Annotated in this window: 20 protein-coding genes; 10 read left to right on the top strand and 10 right to left on the bottom strand. The window is 67.9% G+C overall.

Going from position 1 to position 17,588, the window contains the following annotated elements; translation table 11 throughout:
• Positions 1-14: 14 nt before the first annotated feature.
• Positions 15-1,175: an NAD(P)/FAD-dependent oxidoreductase gene (locus tag UG56_RS02040; RefSeq protein WP_045547130.1), complete on the top strand. Its 1,161-nt coding sequence runs from the start codon at positions 15-17 to the stop codon at positions 1,173-1,175.
• Positions 1,176-1,177: 2 nt separating this feature from the next.
• On the opposite strand, the gene UG56_RS02035 is transcribed toward UG56_RS02040, so the two are convergent.
• Positions 1,178-1,942: a M15 family metallopeptidase gene (locus tag UG56_RS02035; RefSeq protein WP_045547131.1), complete on the bottom strand. Its 765-nt coding sequence runs from the start codon at positions 1,940-1,942 to the stop codon at positions 1,178-1,180.
• 100 nt (positions 1,943-2,042) lie between these two features.
• A complete protein-coding gene (locus UG56_RS02030; protein WP_045547132.1) occupies positions 2,043-2,774 on the bottom strand; it encodes an SDR family oxidoreductase in 732 nt (243 codons plus the stop codon).
• 101 nt (positions 2,775-2,875) lie between these two features.
• On the opposite strand from UG56_RS02030, the gene UG56_RS02025 reads away from it, so the two are divergent.
• Positions 2,876-3,718, top strand: coding sequence for a LysR family transcriptional regulator (locus UG56_RS02025; protein WP_045547133.1), 843 nt, complete (start codon positions 2,876-2,878; stop codon positions 3,716-3,718).
• A 9-nt stretch (positions 3,719-3,727) separates the two neighbouring features.
• Here UG56_RS02025 and UG56_RS02020 read toward each other — a convergent pair whose 3' ends face one another.
• The 3 genes from UG56_RS02020 to UG56_RS02010 form a co-directional block, all read right to left on the bottom strand.
• Complete coding sequence (locus UG56_RS02020; RefSeq protein ID WP_045547134.1) at positions 3,728-4,441, bottom strand: class I SAM-dependent methyltransferase; 714 nt, start codon at positions 4,439-4,441, stop codon at positions 3,728-3,730.
• 45 nt (positions 4,442-4,486) lie between these two features.
• Positions 4,487-5,143, bottom strand: a complete 657-nt coding sequence (locus UG56_RS02015) for a VOC family protein (RefSeq protein WP_052693164.1) — start codon at positions 5,141-5,143, stop codon at positions 4,487-4,489.
• Positions 5,144-5,220: 77 nt separating this feature from the next.
• Positions 5,221-5,982 (bottom strand): hypothetical protein, encoded by a 762-nt coding sequence (locus UG56_RS02010; RefSeq protein ID WP_045547135.1) that lies wholly within the window; start codon positions 5,980-5,982, stop codon positions 5,221-5,223.
• A gap of 128 nt (positions 5,983-6,110) precedes the next feature.
• Here UG56_RS02010 and UG56_RS02005 point away from each other — a divergent pair, with 128 nt between their 5' ends.
• On the top strand, positions 6,111-7,547 hold the full coding sequence (locus UG56_RS02005) for an ATP-binding protein (protein WP_052693166.1): 1,437 nt from the start codon (positions 6,111-6,113) through the stop codon (positions 7,545-7,547).
• A gap of 32 nt (positions 7,548-7,579) precedes the next feature.
• Here the strand turns inward: UG56_RS02005 and sigJ are convergent, their stop codons facing one another.
• The gene (sigJ, locus tag UG56_RS02000; protein ID WP_045547136.1) at positions 7,580-8,464 is read right to left on the bottom strand and encodes an RNA polymerase sigma factor SigJ; all 885 of its coding nucleotides are present in this window, start codon (positions 8,462-8,464) and stop codon (positions 7,580-7,582) included.
• A 135-nt stretch (positions 8,465-8,599) separates the two neighbouring features.
• Between sigJ and UG56_RS01995 the strand changes: the two genes are divergently transcribed.
• Positions 8,600-9,190: an NADPH-dependent FMN reductase gene (locus UG56_RS01995; RefSeq protein WP_045547137.1), complete on the top strand. Its 591-nt coding sequence runs from the start codon at positions 8,600-8,602 to the stop codon at positions 9,188-9,190.
• Complete coding sequence (locus UG56_RS01990) at positions 9,187-9,618, top strand: YybH family protein (protein ID WP_045547138.1); 432 nt, start codon at positions 9,187-9,189, stop codon at positions 9,616-9,618. The genes UG56_RS01995 and UG56_RS01990 overlap by 4 nt, the downstream gene beginning before the upstream one ends.
• Before the next feature lie 67 nt (positions 9,619-9,685).
• Here UG56_RS01990 and UG56_RS01985 read toward each other — a convergent pair whose 3' ends face one another.
• From UG56_RS01985 to UG56_RS01975, 3 genes are read right to left on the bottom strand one after another with little or no spacing between them, the layout of a single operon-like run.
• Positions 9,686-10,714 carry an ABC transporter permease subunit gene (locus UG56_RS01985; RefSeq protein ID WP_045547139.1) on the bottom strand — a complete coding sequence of 343 codons (1,029 nt, stop codon included), beginning with the start codon at positions 10,712-10,714 and terminating at the stop codon, positions 9,686-9,688.
• On the bottom strand, positions 10,711-11,601 hold the full coding sequence (locus tag UG56_RS01980; RefSeq protein ID WP_045547140.1) for an ABC transporter ATP-binding protein: 891 nt from the start codon (positions 11,599-11,601) through the stop codon (positions 10,711-10,713). Before UG56_RS01980 ends, UG56_RS01985 begins: the two co-directional genes overlap by 4 nt.
• A complete protein-coding gene (locus UG56_RS01975) occupies positions 11,598-11,993 on the bottom strand; it encodes a GntR family transcriptional regulator (RefSeq protein ID WP_177191402.1) in 396 nt (131 codons plus the stop codon). Before UG56_RS01975 ends, UG56_RS01980 begins: the two co-directional genes overlap by 4 nt.
• A gap of 231 nt (positions 11,994-12,224) precedes the next feature.
• Here UG56_RS01975 and UG56_RS01970 point away from each other — a divergent pair, with 231 nt between their 5' ends.
• The 5 genes from UG56_RS01970 (at position 12,225) to UG56_RS01955 (ending at position 17,094) form a co-directional block, all read left to right on the top strand.
• Positions 12,225-13,487, top strand: coding sequence for an MFS transporter (locus tag UG56_RS01970; RefSeq protein WP_045547141.1), 1,263 nt, complete (start codon positions 12,225-12,227; stop codon positions 13,485-13,487).
• Positions 13,488-13,660: 173 nt separating this feature from the next.
• On the top strand, positions 13,661-14,770 hold the full coding sequence (locus UG56_RS27400; RefSeq protein ID WP_177191401.1) for a helix-turn-helix domain-containing protein: 1,110 nt from the start codon (positions 13,661-13,663) through the stop codon (positions 14,768-14,770).
• A gap of 10 nt (positions 14,771-14,780) precedes the next feature.
• The gene (locus UG56_RS01965) at positions 14,781-15,305 is read left to right on the top strand and encodes a hypothetical protein (RefSeq protein WP_045547143.1); all 525 of its coding nucleotides are present in this window, start codon (positions 14,781-14,783) and stop codon (positions 15,303-15,305) included.
• A gap of 52 nt (positions 15,306-15,357) precedes the next feature.
• Positions 15,358-16,314 (top strand): Ppx/GppA phosphatase family protein, encoded by a 957-nt coding sequence (locus UG56_RS01960; protein ID WP_045547144.1) that lies wholly within the window; start codon positions 15,358-15,360, stop codon positions 16,312-16,314.
• A 9-nt stretch (positions 16,315-16,323) separates the two neighbouring features.
• The gene (locus UG56_RS01955) at positions 16,324-17,094 is read left to right on the top strand and encodes a sugar phosphate isomerase/epimerase family protein (RefSeq protein WP_045547145.1); all 771 of its coding nucleotides are present in this window, start codon (positions 16,324-16,326) and stop codon (positions 17,092-17,094) included.
• A 59-nt stretch (positions 17,095-17,153) separates the two neighbouring features.
• Here the strand turns inward: UG56_RS01955 and UG56_RS01950 are convergent, their stop codons facing one another.
• Positions 17,154-17,516 (bottom strand): LysR family transcriptional regulator, encoded by a 363-nt coding sequence (locus UG56_RS01950; protein ID WP_045547146.1) that lies wholly within the window; start codon positions 17,514-17,516, stop codon positions 17,154-17,156.
• Between the last annotated feature and the right edge of the window lie 72 nt (positions 17,517-17,588).

The raw sequence follows: 17,588 nt of genomic DNA, 5'->3' as shown, positions 1-17,588 counted from the left end.
GCGACGATGGCGTCATGGGAACTGCGGACATCGTCGTGATCGGTGCTGGTCTTGCTGCGGTCAGCGCCATCGAAACCCTTCGCGAGGAGGGCTATGACGGCCCCCTGATCCTGGTCGGCAGGGAGCCGGAGCTGCCCTACGAACGACCACAGCTCTCCAAGGACTTCCTCGCCGGAGCCAAGGAGTTCAAGCTCTCCCACGACGAGGCCTGGTACGCCGAGAAGGATGTCACCGTCCTGGCCGGCACCACCGCCACCGCGCTCGACCTGAAAGACGGAACCGTCGCGCTGGACAACGGCAAGAAGCTGGCCTTCGGCAGGCTGCTCCTGGCCACCGGCGCTGACCCGAAGACACCACCGATCCCGGGTATCGAGCACGCGGTGACCCTCCGCACCGTCGAGGACGCCCGCAGGCTCAAGGAATCGGTCCGACCGGGGACGAGGGTCGTCACCGTCGGCGGCGGCTGGATCGGCCTCGAGGTCGCGGCGTCGGTGACCGCACTCGGCGGGAAGGCCGTCGTGCTCGAGGCGGCCGCGCAGCCCCTGCTCAACGTCCTCGGCCCGGAGCTCGCCGAGCACGTCGCCGCCCTCCACACCCGCCACGGCGTCGAGATCCACACCGGGACGACCGTCGAGGCGATCGAGCCCGGGCTCGTACGCACCAGCGTCGGCGAGATACCCGCCGACATCGTGCTCGTCGCCGTCGGAGCCGCACCGGCCACGAGCCTGGCCGCCGACGCCGGCCTCGAGGTCGGCGACGGCATCGTGGTCGACGAGAGGCTGCGTACGTCTGATCCTCGGGTCTTCGCCGCGGGCGACGTCGCGCTCGCGCAGCACACCGTGCTCGGCCCGCTGCGGGTCGAGCACTGGGACAACGCGATCAAGCAGGGCCGGCTGGCGGCCCGGACGATGCTGGGCAAGGAGGGCACGTATGACTGGCAGCCCTACTTCTTCACCGACCAGTTCGAGTTCTCGATGGAGTACGTCGGCCGCTCCGCGCCCGAGGACGAGGTGCTGCTCCGCGGAGACACCGAGCGTGACGAGTTCATCGCCTACTGGCGGCGCGGTGCGACCGTCACTGCCGGCATGAACGTCGGGATCTGGGACGTCAACGACAAGCTCCGCGAGCTGGTCGGGACCGAAGCCGATCCCGACCAGCTCACCGATCTGTCATGAGGTCAGAAGCACTGCGAGGCGCTCTGGTAGATGCTCGACTGGATGCCGAGGTGGATGTGGTCGCTGTGGTCGGGGTAGCCCGGCCCGAGCACCTGCGGGAACGACTGGCGTGAGGCACGGGCGATGCCGCACATGGTCGTCGCGCTGCTGCCGGGCACCAGATCCATCGCCCGGCCGTAGAGGTGGTTGCTGTTCGAGGCGCCGCCGACCGCGTCGTTGCACGCCTTCGAACGGTAGGCCGAGGTGACCCGGAGCGGGTTGTCGCCGAGCCGGTGCCGGATCGCCTCGGCCCGCCACATCGCCTGCATCAGGTTGGCCTTGACCTGGGCGATCGTCACCCCGGAGATCGGGGTCGGCCAGCCTCCGTAGCAGACGTCGTCGACCTCGCTCCAGTCGAAGTGGATCGGGGTGCAGTCGTCGTCCTGGAGCGCGTAGAGCTTGTTGAACGTGTTCGTCCCCGCGACGCCGTCGGCGGAGAGCCCGTAGGCGGCCTGGAAGTTGCGGACCGCGGTCGTCGTCGCCGGGCCGTAGGAGCCGTCGATCGAGAAGATCGTGCCGGAGGCCGCCCATCCGGCGACCCGGATCTGCAGCTGGGTGACCGCGTTGCCCGTGGACCCCTGCTGGAGCGTGCCGCTCCAGGTGTAGCAGGCGTCGGCGTGGGCGGGGGCGGCCGTGGAGGTGATGGCGACCAGGCTGGTCGCCAGCGTGACGAGGAGGGAACCGATGACCGTGCCGAGGCGACGCCCGGGACGTGGAATGAGGCGCATCTGTGGAGCTCCTATCTTTCCGAGAGGTCCGAGAGGACCCGAGTCGCTCCCTAGCGTGGCCTCCTTTGACGTCGTGTACCTGGATTTCGCGTGAATGTAATCACCAGGGGATGACGCCGGCGTCCTCGAAGTAGCCGCCGGTCGGGCCGTCGTCGGGCAGGGTCGCGAGGCTGATCGCGATCCGGGCGCCCTCCTCCGGCGTGCGTACGCCGCGGAAGCCGTTCAGGTCGGTGGCCACGAACCCGGGGCAGCCGAGGTTGATCAGGATGTTCGTGTCGTGCAGCTCCTTGGCGTACTGGATCGTGACGGCGTTGAGGTAGGACTTCGTCGGGCTGTACGCCACCGAGATCGGCCCCACGGCCAGCGGGTCGTCCGTCGAGGTCTGCCGGGCGAGGGAGCCCACGCTGCTCGACATGTTGACGATCCGCGGCGACGAGGAGCGGCGCAGCATCGGCAGCATCGCGTTGGTGACCCGGACGACGCCGAAGACGTTGGTCTCGACGGCGACGCGCATCTGGTCGATCGAGATCTCGGTCGGGTTCTGTGGCATCCCGCCGGTGACGCCGGCGTTGTTGACGAGTACGTCCAGGCCGCCCTGCTCCTCCTCGATCAGCCGGGCCGCGGCGGCGACGCTGGCGTCGTCGGTCACGTCCAGCGGCACCCCGAAGGCGTCGACCCCGTTCGCCCGCAGCTTCTCCACCGCGGCCTCCCGGCGGGCCTCGTCGCGGGCGCCGACACCCACCTTCCAGCCGCGCGCACCGAGGCCCGCGGCGATCTCGTAGCCGATTCCCTTGTTTGCGCCGGTGACCAGCGCGATCGTGTTCTCGCTCACGCCGTCAAGCGTGGTCGGGGGCCGCGGGAGACTCCAATATCGTCTCGGTCGCCGCCGATACCGCTCAGGTATGTTCCCAGGTCGGAGCTAGGGTTGAGGTCATGGAGACCCGGGAGCTTCGCTACTTCGTCGCGGTCGCCGAGGAGCTTCACTTCAGCCGTGCGGCCGCTCGCCTCGGGATCGCCCAGCCGCCGCTGTCACGCGCGATCAGCCAGCTCGAACGGCGTCTGGGCGGTGCGCTGCTCGAGCGCAACAGCCGAGGCGTCACGCTGACCGACGCCGGCCGGGTGCTCCTCGCCGAGGCCCGCGCCGCTCTCGACGTGATCGACGCGGCCGAGCGCCGCACCCGTCGCGCCACCGGCGACGGTGCCGAGCCGGGTCTGGTCCTGGTCTCGAAGGCCGGAGCCTCGACGGAGCTGCTCACCAAGCTGCTCGACGCCTACGCCGCGGAGCCGGGATCGGTGAAGGTCGAGGTCGACCTGTGCGGCATCGGGCAGCAGGGGCCGAGACTGCGTGACGGCCGCGCCGACGTCGCGCTGCTGCATCGTCCGTTCGACTCCGTCGACGGGCTCGACTCGGAGGACCTGCTCACCGAGGGCCAGGTCGCGGTCCTGCCCTCCAGCCATCCGTGGTCGACCCGGTCGCAGCTGAGGATGGCCGACCTCGACGACATCCCCGGCCTCCCGCCGATGCGCTGGCCGTCAGGCGGTGGCTACGCGGACGGCCCCGGCCCGGAGGTCCGCGACTCGATGCAGCTCTATCAGCTGATCGCGCTCGGCCGGGCGTACGCGCTCCTACCGGAGTCCGCACGCGCCGAGCAGCATCACGGCATCGTCACCATCCCGGTGCTCGACGCTCCCGAGGTCACCACGGTCATCGCCTGGCCGCAGCACAGCCGTTCGCTCGCCCTGGCCGCGCTGGTCCGGACCGCAACGCGCCTCTAGCTCTGCTGATCAGAAGCGTTTCCACCAGAGGTTGACCGCGTAGTCGACGTACATCCCCTGGTGCTCCTCCAGGATCGCGGCCGCCGTGGCGGGGTCGAACTCGATGCGGACGACGGCCTCGAGGTCCGCGCGGGAGCCGAAGGACCAGTCCATGTCGACGGGGACGCGGGTCCAGCCGTGCATCGACCAGAACCGCTCCTGCTCCTCGGGCGGCGGGACCTTCGGATAGCCGCGGCGGAACCATCCGCCGAAGGTCGAGCGGGAGCCGTCGTTGTCGATCACCATCGCGACGCCGCCGCGGCGCATCACCCGGTCGAGCTCGCCGAGCCCCGGCTCGGAACCCGGCCCGAAGAAGTAGGCCCAGCGGGCGTGCATGACGTCGACCGACGCCGGCGGAAGCGGCAGTTGCTGCGCGACGCCGTTGTGGACCGTGACGTTCGTCAGGCGTTTCGTACGCCGCCGGGCCAATGTCACCAAGTCCGGGTGCGGCTCGATGCCGGTGACGGTGCGGGCCTCTTCGGCGAATTTCGGCAGGTAGAACCCGGTGCCGCAGCCCAGGTCGAGCACATCCCGCCCGGTCCACGGTGCGACCTCGGTCATCGCCGCCCAGAGGCGGCCGTGCGGGTCGAGTGCACGGTTCTCGATCTCGTACGTCGCGGTGTGGTTCCAGATGTTGGGGGACGGGATCGCGCCTGTAGCGCCGGGGAGGTCAGCGCGGCTCATGTCTCCTCGACGGGGGTCTCGACAAGCTCGACCACCCGCGCCGGGTCAGATCCGGACCTCGCCGCGGGGGGTGACGAACTGCGCGGCCAGGAGACCGGGGGTGCCGTGCTCGGCGACCCACTCGATGTTGACGTTCTCGGCGGGCTTGCCGGTCCAGGGGTCGACGCGCTCCTTCAGCTCGTCACCGAGGTAGTCCTTCACCCGGTCGGGATCGCCGGAGATCTCCAGGCAGGTGAGGGTGATGTCGGAGCCGGCGTTGCCGGGGTGGAGCTCGGGGGTCTCCCACTTGATGAAGTAGGGCAGCTGCGGGTCGGCGATCAGGCCGTTGATGCCGATCTGCTGCCAGTGGAGCTCGCGGCCGTCGGGGAGGTGACGGTTGCCGGGGACGGCCTTGCGGCCGAGCCGCTCCTCGATCGGAGTCATGTCGTCGACGCCGATCACGAAGCCGATCCAGCCGCCGCCGAGCGCGGAGCGGGCCTTGACGGCCTGCCCGAACGGCGCCTTGTCGCTGGCCGGGTGCTCGAGCGCCTCGACGACCTCGAGGTAGAGGCCGCCGCGCATCGGCAGGATGTAGTTGCGGGTGCCGAAGCGGGGGTGGACCCCGCCGTCGACGAACTCCTGGCCGAGCAGCTCACCGAGCTGCTTGGCGGTCTGTACCAAGCCATCGGGTCCTGCAGCGTACGAAACATGGTCCAGGCGCATGTAACGATTCTGAACTCTCGCTGAGAGAGAGACCAATCCAGGGTCGCTATCTCTTGATGTCGAGATACACCCTGGGGTCAGCGCGGGCTGGCGGGATGCAGGGCGAGGGCGGACCTCGACCGGACGTGCGCCTCGCAGTGACGGACGAGCTCGGCGTACGCCGCCTTGCCCATCAGCTCGGTCAGCTCGGCCTGGTTGGTGATGTAGACGGGCTCGACGGCGACGTGGGCCTCGGTGTTGCCGGAGCAGTACCAGTCCAGGTCGTGGCCGCCCGGGCCCCAGCCGCGCCGGTCGTACTCGGTGATCGTCACCTCGGTGTAGGTCGTCCCGTCGGTGAGCTCGACATCCCGGAACGTACGCCGGATCGGCAGCTGCCAGCACACGTCCGGCTTCGTCTCGAAGTGCTCCCTGCCTTCCTTCGCCGCCAGGATGTGCAGTGCGCACCCCGATCCGCCGGCGAAGTCCGGGCGGTTGGCCAGCACGCAGGACTCCTGCCCGCGGAACTCGGTGACCCGGGTCTTCCGCTCGCCGTCCTCGTCGAGCTCGACCCAGTCGTCGGTCGTCACCTCACGGCCCGGGTGCTGCTCCCAGATCTCCGGTGTCAGCTCGGCGACGAACCCCGCCGTCCGCGTCTCGTCCTCCTCGTCCGCGAAGTGAGCCCCCAACGTGCAGCACCCCACGTCCGGCGAGCTCTTGAACATCCCCGGGCAGCCGTTGCCGAAGATGCAGGAGTAGGCCGACGTCAACCAGGTCAGGTCGCATCGCATCCGCTCGTCGGGGTCGTCGGGGTTGACGAACTCCACCCACGCGCGCGGGAAATCCAGGGGTACCTCGGGCACCGGGCAAGCCTATGTCGAGCACTGTAGAAAGCTGACGCCGTGCCGCGCAGAGAGAATACGTCGAAGAATACGTCGCGCGTATTCTTCGACGTATTCTTCACGTATTCGGGAACATGAGGAGCGATGGCATGGCGATCAACGAGATCCTGAGCGCACTACGGGCTGCCGGTGGCGACACGACTGCGATCGAGGTGAAGTCCGCCGCGGGTGGCTATCCTGCGACGACGCTCGAATCGATCGGGGCATTGGCCAACACGCCTGGGGGAGGCGTGATCGTATTCGGACTCGACGAACGCTCCGGGTTCACGGCGACCGGCATCTATGACGTACAGGCGCTCAAGCAGCGCCTTGGCAACGACGCGCAGGACTTCGTGCCCCATGTGAAGTGCTCAATCGAGGATGACGAGATCGACGGAAGACCTGTCGTGATCGCAAACGTCGCAGAATGTGACCCGTCGTTCAAGCCGTGCACGCACATCAGCGGCAAGTCATGGGTGCGAAGCTATGACGGAGACTTTCAGTTGTCGGACCTCGAGCGACAGGGGTTTCTGAGCAATCGCTCCGCGCCGCATTTCGACACAGTGCCGGTCTCCGGCACGACCGCTGCCGACCTCGACGTCAAAGGCCTAGCCGCCTGGCGCGAGGCGGTGGCGCGGGAGGAACGTGGCGGGCTGGGACGGTTCTCTGGTGATGCGTTGTTGCGACACGGTGGAGTGATGACTAGCGACGGGGAGTTGACGGTCGCTGGTCTGCTGATGCTCGGCGAGTATCCGCAGACGAGGTTTCCGCGCCACGTTGTCCACGTCGCCCGCGTTGAGCCGGACGGCTCCTATCGGAATGCCCGGCCGCTGAGTGGATCGATTCCCGTCATGCTTGATGCGGCGATGGACTGGGTCGCCGCGAACATCGACTACACGACCGTCTCGGGCTCCGACGGACATCTGAGGGACGTTCCGACTTTTCCCCTTGCGGTTGTCCGTGAGTTGGTTGGAAACGCTCTTGTTCATCGCGACCTCGCCCCTTGGTCCGAAGGCATCGCGATCAACCTCCGACTCTTCCGTGACAAACTGGTGATCACGAACCCAGGTGGCCTGTACGGCGTGACGGTGAACCGGCTTGGACGCGAGATGATCAGCCGATCGCGAAACGCGACGCTGGTCTCGTTGGGGGTGAAGGTTTCGGCCCCAGGCGGGGTGAGGGTCGTGGAGTCGCTGGCCTCCGGCCTCATCAGGGTCAATGCGCAGTTGGACGATCACGGTCTGCCTCGGCCACGGTTCATCGATACCGGCATTCAGTTCACGGTGATCCTGAGCGTCACAGAACCTGGCCGAAAAGGTCTACCTGTTCGGCCGGGTAAAGAGCCCATCCAGTTGATGGGGCAGAAGCAGCAAGCGGTTCTCAATGCCCTAGTTGAGGGAGGTGAGCTCGGTGTCCCCGAGATCAGTAGCCGTACGGGCCTGTCACTCGTAACCGTCCGTCGGGCCGTTGCGGAGCTTCGTACGAAGGGACTTGTCGTGACGGCCGCTGGCGGTAGGGGTCGTACGACCACGTACGCCGCGAAGTGAATGCGACGCTCGGCCCTCCGTCGTGCCGCTGATCAGACCGTCCACGGACGCAGCTTCTCCGGGTTGCGTACGGCCCAGATGCGGGTGATGCGGCCGTCGGCGACGTCGAAGGCGTAGACGGAGACGGTGGCACCGTCGACCTGTCCGATCAGGCCGGGCTGGCCGTTGACGGAGCATTCCTGCAGCGTCACCTCGGGGGCGCGGGAGGCGATCTCCATCCAGACGGCGGCGATCTGCTCGGCGCCGCTGATCGGCTCGAGGAAGGCCAGGGCGCGGCCGCCGCCGTCGGCGGTGGCGACCGCCTCGGGGTCCAGGAGGCCGACGAGGGCGTCGATGTCACGGGACTCCCAGGCCTGCTTGAAGCTGCGGACCAGGTCGGCGCGCTCCGCGCCGGGACGGGTACGCGAGAGGTCGATGCGGCGGCGAGCCTGTGAGGCGAGCTGCCGGCAGGCGGCCGGGGTGCGCCCGACGACCTCGGCGATCTCGTTGAAGGTGTAGCGGAAGATGTCGTGCAGGACGAAGGAGACCCGCTCGGCGGGGCTCATCGAGTCGAGCACCACGAGGAAAGCCATGCTGACCGACTCGTCGAGGGTGACTCGGTCGGCGGGATCGGCCGGCGCCGCCCCCGTGTCGAGCCAGCCGCCCGGCACCGGCTCCGGGATCCAGTCGCCCACATAGTGCTCCCGTCTGGCCCGTGCCGAGCCGAGCAGATCGAGGCAGATCCGGCTGGCGACCGTCGTCATCCAGGCGCCGGGGGAGGCGATCGCGTCCCGTTGCTGCTCGGACAGGGCGTACCAACGGGTGTAGGTCTCCTGCGCGACGTCCTCGGCCTCGGCGAGCGATCCGAGCAGACGGTAGGCGAGATTGATCAGCTGACGACGCTCGCTGATCACCTCGGAGAGGTGCGGGTCGGTCATGGCGGCTCCTTCGGTCTGCATGTCTACAACCGATCCGACGAAACAGCGACCCGATCTGTGAGAGCGCCTGACATTCCGTACGCCTGCTTCGTCGGAGGGACATCAGCAGACCCCAGCGAACAAGGAGTTCGGAACATGATCAGAGTCGGCATCATCATCGGCAGCACCCGCCCCAATCGCAACGGTCCACAGGTCGCCCGGTGGGTCCATGAGCAGGCGTCGCGCCGCGACGACGCGGCCTTCGAGGTGATCGACCTGCGCGACCACCCGCTCCCGCACCTCGACGAGGCCGTGCCGCCGATGTTCGGGCCGTCGGCGAACCAGCACACCCGCGACTGGGCCGAGCGGATCGCCCCGTTCGACGGCTTCGTGATCGTGACCCCGGACTACAACGGCGGCATGCCGGGCGTCCTGAAGAACGCCATCGACCACGCCTGCTCGGAGTGGACGAACAAGGCGGTCGGCTTCGTCTCCTACGGCGTCAGCGGCGGTGCCCGCGCGGTCGCCCAGCTGCGTACGGTGTGCAGCGCGCTGGGCATGGCGGACGTGAGCCGTCCGGTGGAGCTCTCGCTGTTCACCGACTTCGAGAACAACACCGTGTTCGTGCCCGGCGAGCGACCTGCCGCCACGCTCACCACCATGCTCGATCAGGTCGTCGCGTGGAGCACCGCGCTCGCGCCGCTGCGCGCGGGCAGCCTGGTCGGCGCTTCCGGGGTGCGGTCATGAGCACGCACGAGGAGACCGCGATCCGGGGCCAGATCCAGAAGATCATCGACGGCCTGCGCGCCAAGGACCTCGACACCCTGCGGGAGCCGTACGCACCCGATGTCATCTCCTTCGACGTCGAGCCGCCGCTCCAGCACGTCGGGATCGAGGCGAAGCTCGCCAACTGGGCGAAGGTCTTCCAGGTCTTCGAGACGGTGGACTACGAGCTGCGGGATCTGACCGTCACGGTCGGTGAGGACGTGGCGTACGGATATGCCTTCGGCCGGCTCAGCGGGACGATGAAGAACGGGGTCGCGACGACCGGGATGTGGGTCCGGGTGACCTACGGACTGCGCAAGATCGACGGCACCTGGGTGATCGCCCACGACCAGGTCTCGGTGCCGTTCGACATCCTCAGCGGCAACGGGGTGGTCGACCTCGAACCCTGACGGACGGCCGGCGGTGCGGACTCCGCGTAGCTTGTCGGCGGAGTCCGCACCCCGGCTCACGTGGCCGTCAGGCCGGGTCCCGCCGTATCCGCCAGAAACAGAAGGAGATCAGCGCCCCCGCGACCACGAGAAGGAGCCCGGTCTCGATCCATTGCAGGGTCCAATAGCGATCCGCGGGCTGGTAGACCACGTGGTGACGGTATCCCGCGTCGTTGATCGCGGCCGCGCAGTTCGCCGGTGGCCCCACCTTCGCTGTGCCGGCCTCGTCCGGCATGCAGGACTTGGGAAGCGGCAAGGGGGTGGCCACCTGGCCCTTCGAGTCGACGATCTCATTCGTCACGATCCAGGCACCCGGGTCGTCGAGGCGTACGCCGATGCTCAGGATCTCGTCGGTGCCTGGTGAGACACGCATTCCTCGCATGTTGTCCGTCGTGATCTCCAAGGTCTTCTCCTCGGTCGGCAACAGCAACGGTTGCACCAGCAGAGGCATGGCGACCTGCATGGCGATGGTTGCGATGAGCGTGGCGGCCATCGCCGGCACGGTTCGCTTGAGCAACAGCCCAGCTGTGACACCGAAGGCGAAAGCGACCATGGCGAAGCCGATCGGAACGAGGCCTCGTGCGCCGAAGAGCAAGCCGGAGAGCCGGGTGACGCTGAAGAAGCCTGAGTCCTCCGCCCCGCTGTTGATCGCCGCATCGAGCGGGGCGGTCCACCAGCTCGCGGCGAGACTGACAAGCCCGGCGACGACGGTGATCGCCACGACAACGCCGATCTTGGTGGCGAGCCAGCGCGTTCTGGTGATGCTCTGGTTCCAGATCAGCCGGTGGGTTCCACCTTCCAGCTCGCGAGCGACGAGGGGAGCACCCCAGAACATGCCGACGAGGGCGGGAAGTGCGTACACGGCCGCTGCTGAGACGTAGTAGATGCCGGGGTAGACCGAATCCGCGGCGAATGCCTGCGGGAACTGGTCGCCGGCGACGTCATGGAGATCCGCCACGCCCGAACGGGTGATCGCGAGGGCAGCGGCAACTGCGGCCAGCGCACCGAGGATCATCAACGCCTGGGCCCGGAACTGTCGCCACGTGAGCCAGATCATCGGAGCACCTCCAGAGTGGGAGCGGACGCCTGCTTCGAGGCGTTGCGCAGGTAGGTGAGCACGAGGTCTTCGAGGTCGAGGCTGCTCACCGTCCACGAGGGATCGTGGACAGGGCTCTCGGTTCGGACCAACAGGGTGGTCTGCCGGTCGGTGTGACTTGCCGAGATCACTTGTTGACCTGCGGGCAGGTCGGCCGGGTCACGGCGCGGCCCGGTCAGGCGATGGTGAGTCGCGAGCAGGTCGTCGATGTCACCGGCCACCTGGACACGCGATTCGCCGAGCACGATGAGGTGGTCGCAGGCGCGTTCGAGGTCCGAAACCAGGTGGGAGGAGAGCACCACGCTCAGCTCGTGCTCGGCGACGGCCTCCATCAGCTCCTGCATGAACTCGCGACGAGCCAGCGGATCGAGACTGGCAACCGGTTCGTCGAGCAGCAGCAGCTCCGGTCTCTTCGCTACGGCCAGCGTGAGTGCCAGCTGGGCGCGCTGGCCGCCCGAGAGGCGCCCGGCGCGCTGGTGGAGGTCGAGGCCGATCCGGGCGATCCTCGCCTGTGCCAAGGACTCGTCCCAGCCCGGGTTCAGGCGAGCGCCGAGCCGGAGGTGGTCTTCGACGCTCAGCGCGCCATACGTGGGCGAGTCCTGCGCGACGAAGCCGACTCGTGCCAGTTGTTCCGGACCGGCGCCCGGTCGGGACCCGAGGACCTCGACGCTGCCCGTAGTCGGTGTGAGCACACCGACCGCCAGGTTCAGCAGGGTGCTCTTGCCTGCGCCGTTCGGTCCGACCAGGCCGACAACTCGCCCCGCCGGCACCTCCAGGTTGCAGTCGGACAGTGCCCACCGGCGACCGAACCGCTTGCCCAGGTCGCGGGCTCGTACCGCCGTGCTCACGCGATGTCCTGGACGGCCGAGCTGCGGACCGTGCTCTGGAACAGCGCCTCGATGGTCTCCTCGTCCAGCCCGGAACGGCGTGCCTTGGCCAACCAGCGTTCCAGGCCGGCCCTGAGCGATCGCTGCGCGGCGAGAGTGTCATCACTCATCGTTGCGGTCACGAAGGTCCCGACGCCTGCCCGTGCGGTGACGAGCCCGGCGTGCTCGAGCTCGCGGTAGGCCTTCGACACCGTGTTGGGGTTGATCGCCAGCCTTGACACCACGTCCTTGACCGTCGGGAGCTGGTCGCCCTCGCGCAGCAGACCAAGCCTCAGGGCATGTCGAACCTGCGTGACGATCTGCTGATAAGGCGAGATCCCAGACTGTCCGTCGAGATGGAACTCGATCACCATGGCTTCCTCATTTCACTAGATAACTAGGACTATAGGAGCCTAGGGCGGGCAAGGCAAGAGAGGTGGGCCGGCGACTCGGCGTCGGCGATTCCGGAGGGGCGGGGCCGGCGGCGTATTCTTGTAGGTGCGGAGCGACCGCTCCGTGTCCAATGTGTGTATCACCTCGCGCTGGCCCCGCCGGCGGACCAAGGCGGCACAGAGCCGCGGTTCGCAGCGGGAGGTTCGAAAGAGATGTCAGAGCAGCGCGAGCAGAGTCTGGTGCGCGCCGTCGGAGGGACGTACTTCCCGCTCGCGCTGGTCGCGCGCCTGCCGTACGCCATGGTCGTCGTCGGAGTGCTGACGCTGGTCGTCGCGGGCCGTGGGTCGCTGGCGCTCGGCGGTCTGAACTCGGCGATGGTCGGGATCGGCGCCGCGACGTGCGGGCCACTTCTCGGTGCCGCCGTCGACCGGTTCGGCCAGCGGCGGGTGCTGCTGGCGGTCAGCGTCGCCAGCACCGCGGCGCTCGGTGCGATGGCCTGGGTGGTCTACAGCCCGCTGCCCGACGCGGCGGTGCTGGCGGTGGCCTTCCTGGTCGGCGCGACCGCCCCGCAGATCGCGCCCCTGTCGCGGTCGCGGCTGGTGGCGATCATCTCCGCGTACGTCGTCCCCGGACGCCGGGTCCGGGTGCTCAACTCGACCATGGCGTATGAGTCGGCGGCCGACGAGATCGTCTTCATCGTCGGACCTGTCGTCGCGGGCGTCCTCGCCGTCGCCGTCGACCCGTGGGCGCCGGTCGTCGCCGCGGCAGCGCTCACCCTGGTCTTCGTCTCGGCCTTCGCCCTCCATCCGAGCGCCGCCACCGCGCAGGCCTCGGCAGGACGTACGCCGGCTGCCGGCTCCGTGCGCGAGCTCGCCCGTCCACGCGTGGTCGTGATCGTGGTCGGCATCCTCGGCGTCGGCCTCTTCTTCGGCTCGATGCTCACCTCGCTGACCGCGTTCATGGCCGACCACGGCCGTCCCGAGGAGGCGGGCCTGGTCTACGCCGCGATGGGCGTCGGGTCGGCCGCGCTGGCGCTGGGCGTCGCCCTCTTCCCGGTCGGCTTCACCTCGGCCGCACGCTGGCTCGTCTTCGGCGGGGTGATGCTCACCGGTGCCCTCGCGCTGCCCGGGGTGTCGTCGGTGACCGGGATGGTGCTCGCTCTGCTCGTCATCGGCCTCGGGATCGGGCCGACGCTGGTCACGCAGTACGGCCTCGGTGCCCGCCGCAGCCCGGTCGGCCGGTCCGCCACTGTGATGACCCTGCTCGGCTCCGCGGTGATCCTCGGCCAGTCCCTGGCCTCCGCGATCACCGGCAACGTCGCCGAGCGCTGGGGCACCGATGCCGCCCTGCTCCTGCCTGCCGCCGCCGCGCTCGTCGTCGTGGTGGCCGGGGCGGTCAACGCCCGGATCGGGGAGTCCTCCACCGCTGGTGGGACCCCGATCCCAGAGCCCGCCTTGGCAGAGGTGGGGAGATGAAGAGCCGGGCAGAGCCGCTGGCCCGGCAGTTCCCTTGAGTGCACGACATCGTCGGTTTCACGAAAGCGTCGAGCAAAGACATCTGTATCGCAGGCCCCGGCCATCAGGCGATCAGCATGCGGCGATTCTGCTGAACGCTTGACTCTGGTCAAGGCTGTGTGAAAATCACACACGTGGACAAAGTAGCGCTTGGAAGGCGCATTGCTGCTGCGCGCGAAGACTCTGGGGTGACCCAAGAGGGGTTGGCTCGTGCCGTCCACCTTGACCGCACGGCTATCACTCGTCTGGAGAAGGGCGAGCGCAAGCTCAACGTCGCGGAGCTCGTGGAGATAGCACGCACACTCGGGCGCCCATTGTCATACTTCGTCAACGATCCACTGCCGGCTGTCGTCAGTCGACGGTCCGGACGCATGCAGGGTCACGACACAAGCAGGTCGCTGGACACGACGCTGTCGCTCTTCGCCAATGACATCCGAACCCTGCTTGACATGGAGCTTCTTCAAGCCGTCGAGCGGCCAGCGGGGGCGCGGGTTCCGAGGACGCATCTTGAAGCGGAGAACCTGGCCGCGAAGATACGGCGGGAGCTTAGGCTGGGGAGTGAGCCAATCGCCGATCTAGGGCGGATTGCAGAGACACTCGGCCTCTTTACCTACTCGGCGCATCTCGGCGAAGGCGGGCCTGACGGTGGCTGTGTCGAGGTGAGCGAGGATCGAGCGACTCTTGGTGCGGCCGTTGTCAACGGTGATACTCCGTCGGGACGTCGCCGAATGACGCTTGCTCATGAGCTGGGTCATTGGCTTTGTGGTGACGCATATGACATCAAGGCTTCAGCGGAATCCGAGAAGATGATCAACTCGTTCGCAATCCACCTCCTGGTGCCGCGGGCAGGAGCGCGCAGGATCTGGAACGACAACTCAAGCTGGCCGAGCCGCGATCGAGCCCTGGCAGTTGGTGCCGCCTTCCAGGTGAGCTGGTCGGCCACGATCCTGCAACTGCGCAACGTTGACCTCATCGATCGCGAGGAGCACGAGCGGCTTAGTCGCCAAGATCCGCGCTCAGGCGACTATCTCCGACTTGGACTCTCCTGGTCTGATCAACTGAGCGATGACTACCTATCTCCTGGCTTCACCGCTGCCGCTCTCCAAGGCTATGCCCGAGCGTCTCTTACCCAAGAGCGGGTGATCGAGCTGCTCAGAGGCACATTGAGCGTCGCGGATCTTCCGCCTCAGGATCCGGCGTCGATTGACGACCTGAGGCGCGCGTTCATCGGACACGATGACTGACAGTTCATGGGTGACCGACACCAGCACGTACACCCACCTTTGCCGAGCCGGTCATTCGCTCATTCTCGAGAAGCTTGCGCCCGGTGGCGTCATTCTCGTTCCCGACGCGGTCAACGTGGAGATCGAGCGCGGGCGTGTCATGCAGAGCGGGATCCCGAGAGTGTCCGATGTCTCCTGGGCTGAGTTGGCCGTACTGACTGACGACGAGGTCTGGACGCAGCTGCAGGTCAAGGCAGAGATGGGAGGTGGCGTGACTGCGCACATTGGAGAGTGTGCTGTCATTGCATGCGCGCAGCACCGTGGTCTCACCGCTCTCATTGACGACCGAGCAGCGGTCGTGCAAGCCGATCTTCGAGGCGTGCCATCCCATGACACGCTCTGGTTGGTCGTCGAGGCGTACAAGTCGTTGTTCGACCGGGACCGCGAGCAGGCAGCGCGCGTCGTGGATGATCTGCTTGCGACAGGAATGTACCTGCCGATCACATCGGGCAAGAGCCTCTTTTCCTGGGCCTACGAAGAGGGGATCCTGCCGTAGAGGCTGGCTAGGAGTTCCTTGCGGGGGAGGATGAGCCACTAAAGTCGAACTCATGCGTCTGGGCGTACTCGACATCGGATCGAACACGGGACACCTGCTCGTGGTCGACGCCCACGGCGGGGCGGCCCCGCTGCCGGCGTACTCGTTCAAGCAGCCGCTGCGGCTGGCGGAGCACCTCGACGACTCCGGCGACGTGACCGAGGCCGGGATCGAGGCGCTCACCGCCTTCACCCGCGACTCGGTGCAGGTCGCGGAGGAGAAGGGGGTCTCGGAGATGCTGGCGTTCGCGACCTCGGCGGTGCGCGATGCCGGCAACTCGCAGCAGGTGCTCGACCACGTACACGCCGAGACCGGGGTCGAGATCGAGGTCCTGCCCGGCGACGACGAGGCGCGGCTGACCTTCCTGGCCGTACGCCGCTGGTTCGGCTGGTCCGCCGGACGGCTCGCCGTCTTCGACATCGGCGGCGGCTCGCTGGAGATCGCGGCCGGGCTGGACGAGCAGCCGTACGTCGCGTGGTCGCTGCCGCTGGGCGCCGGCCGGCTGGCGCGCAGCTACTTCGGTGACCGGCCCGCCGAGGAGGAGCTGCGCGAGCTGCGCAGGATGATCCGCGCCTCGATCGCCGAGGACGCGGGCCGGATCCTGCGCGACGGCCAGCCCGACATGGCGGTGGCGACGTCGAAGACGTTCCGGTCGCTGGCGCGCATCTGTGGTGCCGCGCCGAGCGGCGAGGGGCTGCGCGTGCGTCGGCAGCTGCCGTTGGCCGAGCTGCAGCGCTGGATCCCCAAGCTGCTCGAGATGTCGCTGGAGGAGCTCTCCGAGCTGCCCGGGGTCAGCTCGTCGCGGGCGCATCAGATCGTGCCGGGTGCGCTGGTGGCCGAGGCCTGCCTCGACATCTTCGACCTACCTGCCTTCGAGATCTGCCCGTGGGCGCTGCGTGAGGGGCTGATCCTCGACCGCCTCGACCACCTGTCCTTCATCGGCAGTGCCAACGTCGGCAGGTCCGAGTAGGAGACCGCGATGATCTCGCTGTCGACGTCCTCGACCTATCCCGAGTCGACCGCCCACGCCTTCACCTACGCCGCGGAGGTGGGCTATGACGGGGTCGAGATCATGGTCGGGATCGACGCGCTGTCGCAGCAGACCCATGCCGTCAAGCAGCTCTCCGAGCACCACGGCCTGCCGATCGTCGCGATCCACGCGCCGACGCTGCTCTTCACCCAGCAGGTCTGGGGCTTCGAGCCGTGGGGGAAGCTCGAACGTTCGGCCGCGATGGCCATCGAGGTCGGCGCCGAGGTGGTCGTCGTCCATCCGCCGTTCCGCTGGCAGCGGGAGTATGCGGCCCGGTTCGTGGAGGGGATCGCGAACCTGGAGCGCTCGACGGGGCTGCGGTTCGCGGTGGAGAACATGTATCCGTGGCGGGCGGCCCGGCGCTCGACGCCGATGTACCTGCCCCACTGGGACCCCTCGACCGAGGACTACGCCAACACCACCATCGATCTCTCCCACGCCGCGATCGCCGGCGACGACGTGATCGAGATGGCCGAGCGGCTCGGGTCGCGGCTGCGCCACATCCACCTCACCGACGGCACCGGCTCGGCCAAGGACGAGCACCTCGTCCCCGGCCGCGGCCACATGGGCGCCGACCGCTTCCTGCGCCACCTCGCCTCGTCGGGGTTCGAGGGCGAGATCGTCCTCGAGATCAACACCCGCCGCGCGCGCTCCCGCGCCGAGCGCGTCGCCGACCTCCGCGAGTCGCTCGAGTTCGCGCGGAAGCACTTCGAGGTCTAGTGGTCCTGGGGGCGGAACCGTCGGTTTCACCGTCCGGGAGCGGAACGTGCCAGGGAGCTTCACGCGTTGGCCGGCATGCCGGATGACCGGCGTGCTACGCGCAGCGCTTTGATCGCGGCGTCAGCGGCGACTATCTGCAAGAGGTGAGGCAGGAGTTCCTCACCCGCTGGGGTCAGTTGAAGGCGCCCGTCCTTGATCGCGACCAGTCGGGCTCCGCAGTGCTTCCCGAGCTTGTGCACCTGCTTACCCACCGCACTTCCGGTTTCGAGATGGAGAAGTGGGGCCGCGGCGGCGTACGAACCGGCGCGTAGCGCGGCGAGAAGCGAATAGATGTAGGTGACACGCATCGTGACCTCCGAGATCACCTCTTTACCTATGGTGACGATGACAGTAGCTGCCGATTGAATCGATGTCTCGGTCATTTACCTTCGTTCCAGATTGGACCGAACGCTCGACCCTGGACCCCCGGAACTCTAGGTTTGTGCTCGAACGGA

Origin of the sequence: Nocardioides luteus (genome assembly GCF_000960475.2) — a bacterium.
GTDB lineage: Bacteria > Actinomycetota > Actinomycetes > Propionibacteriales > Nocardioidaceae > Nocardioides > Nocardioides luteus_A.
Note: the sequence above shows the minus strand (reverse complement) of the source record. Positions and strands in the feature narration are given on the sequence as shown.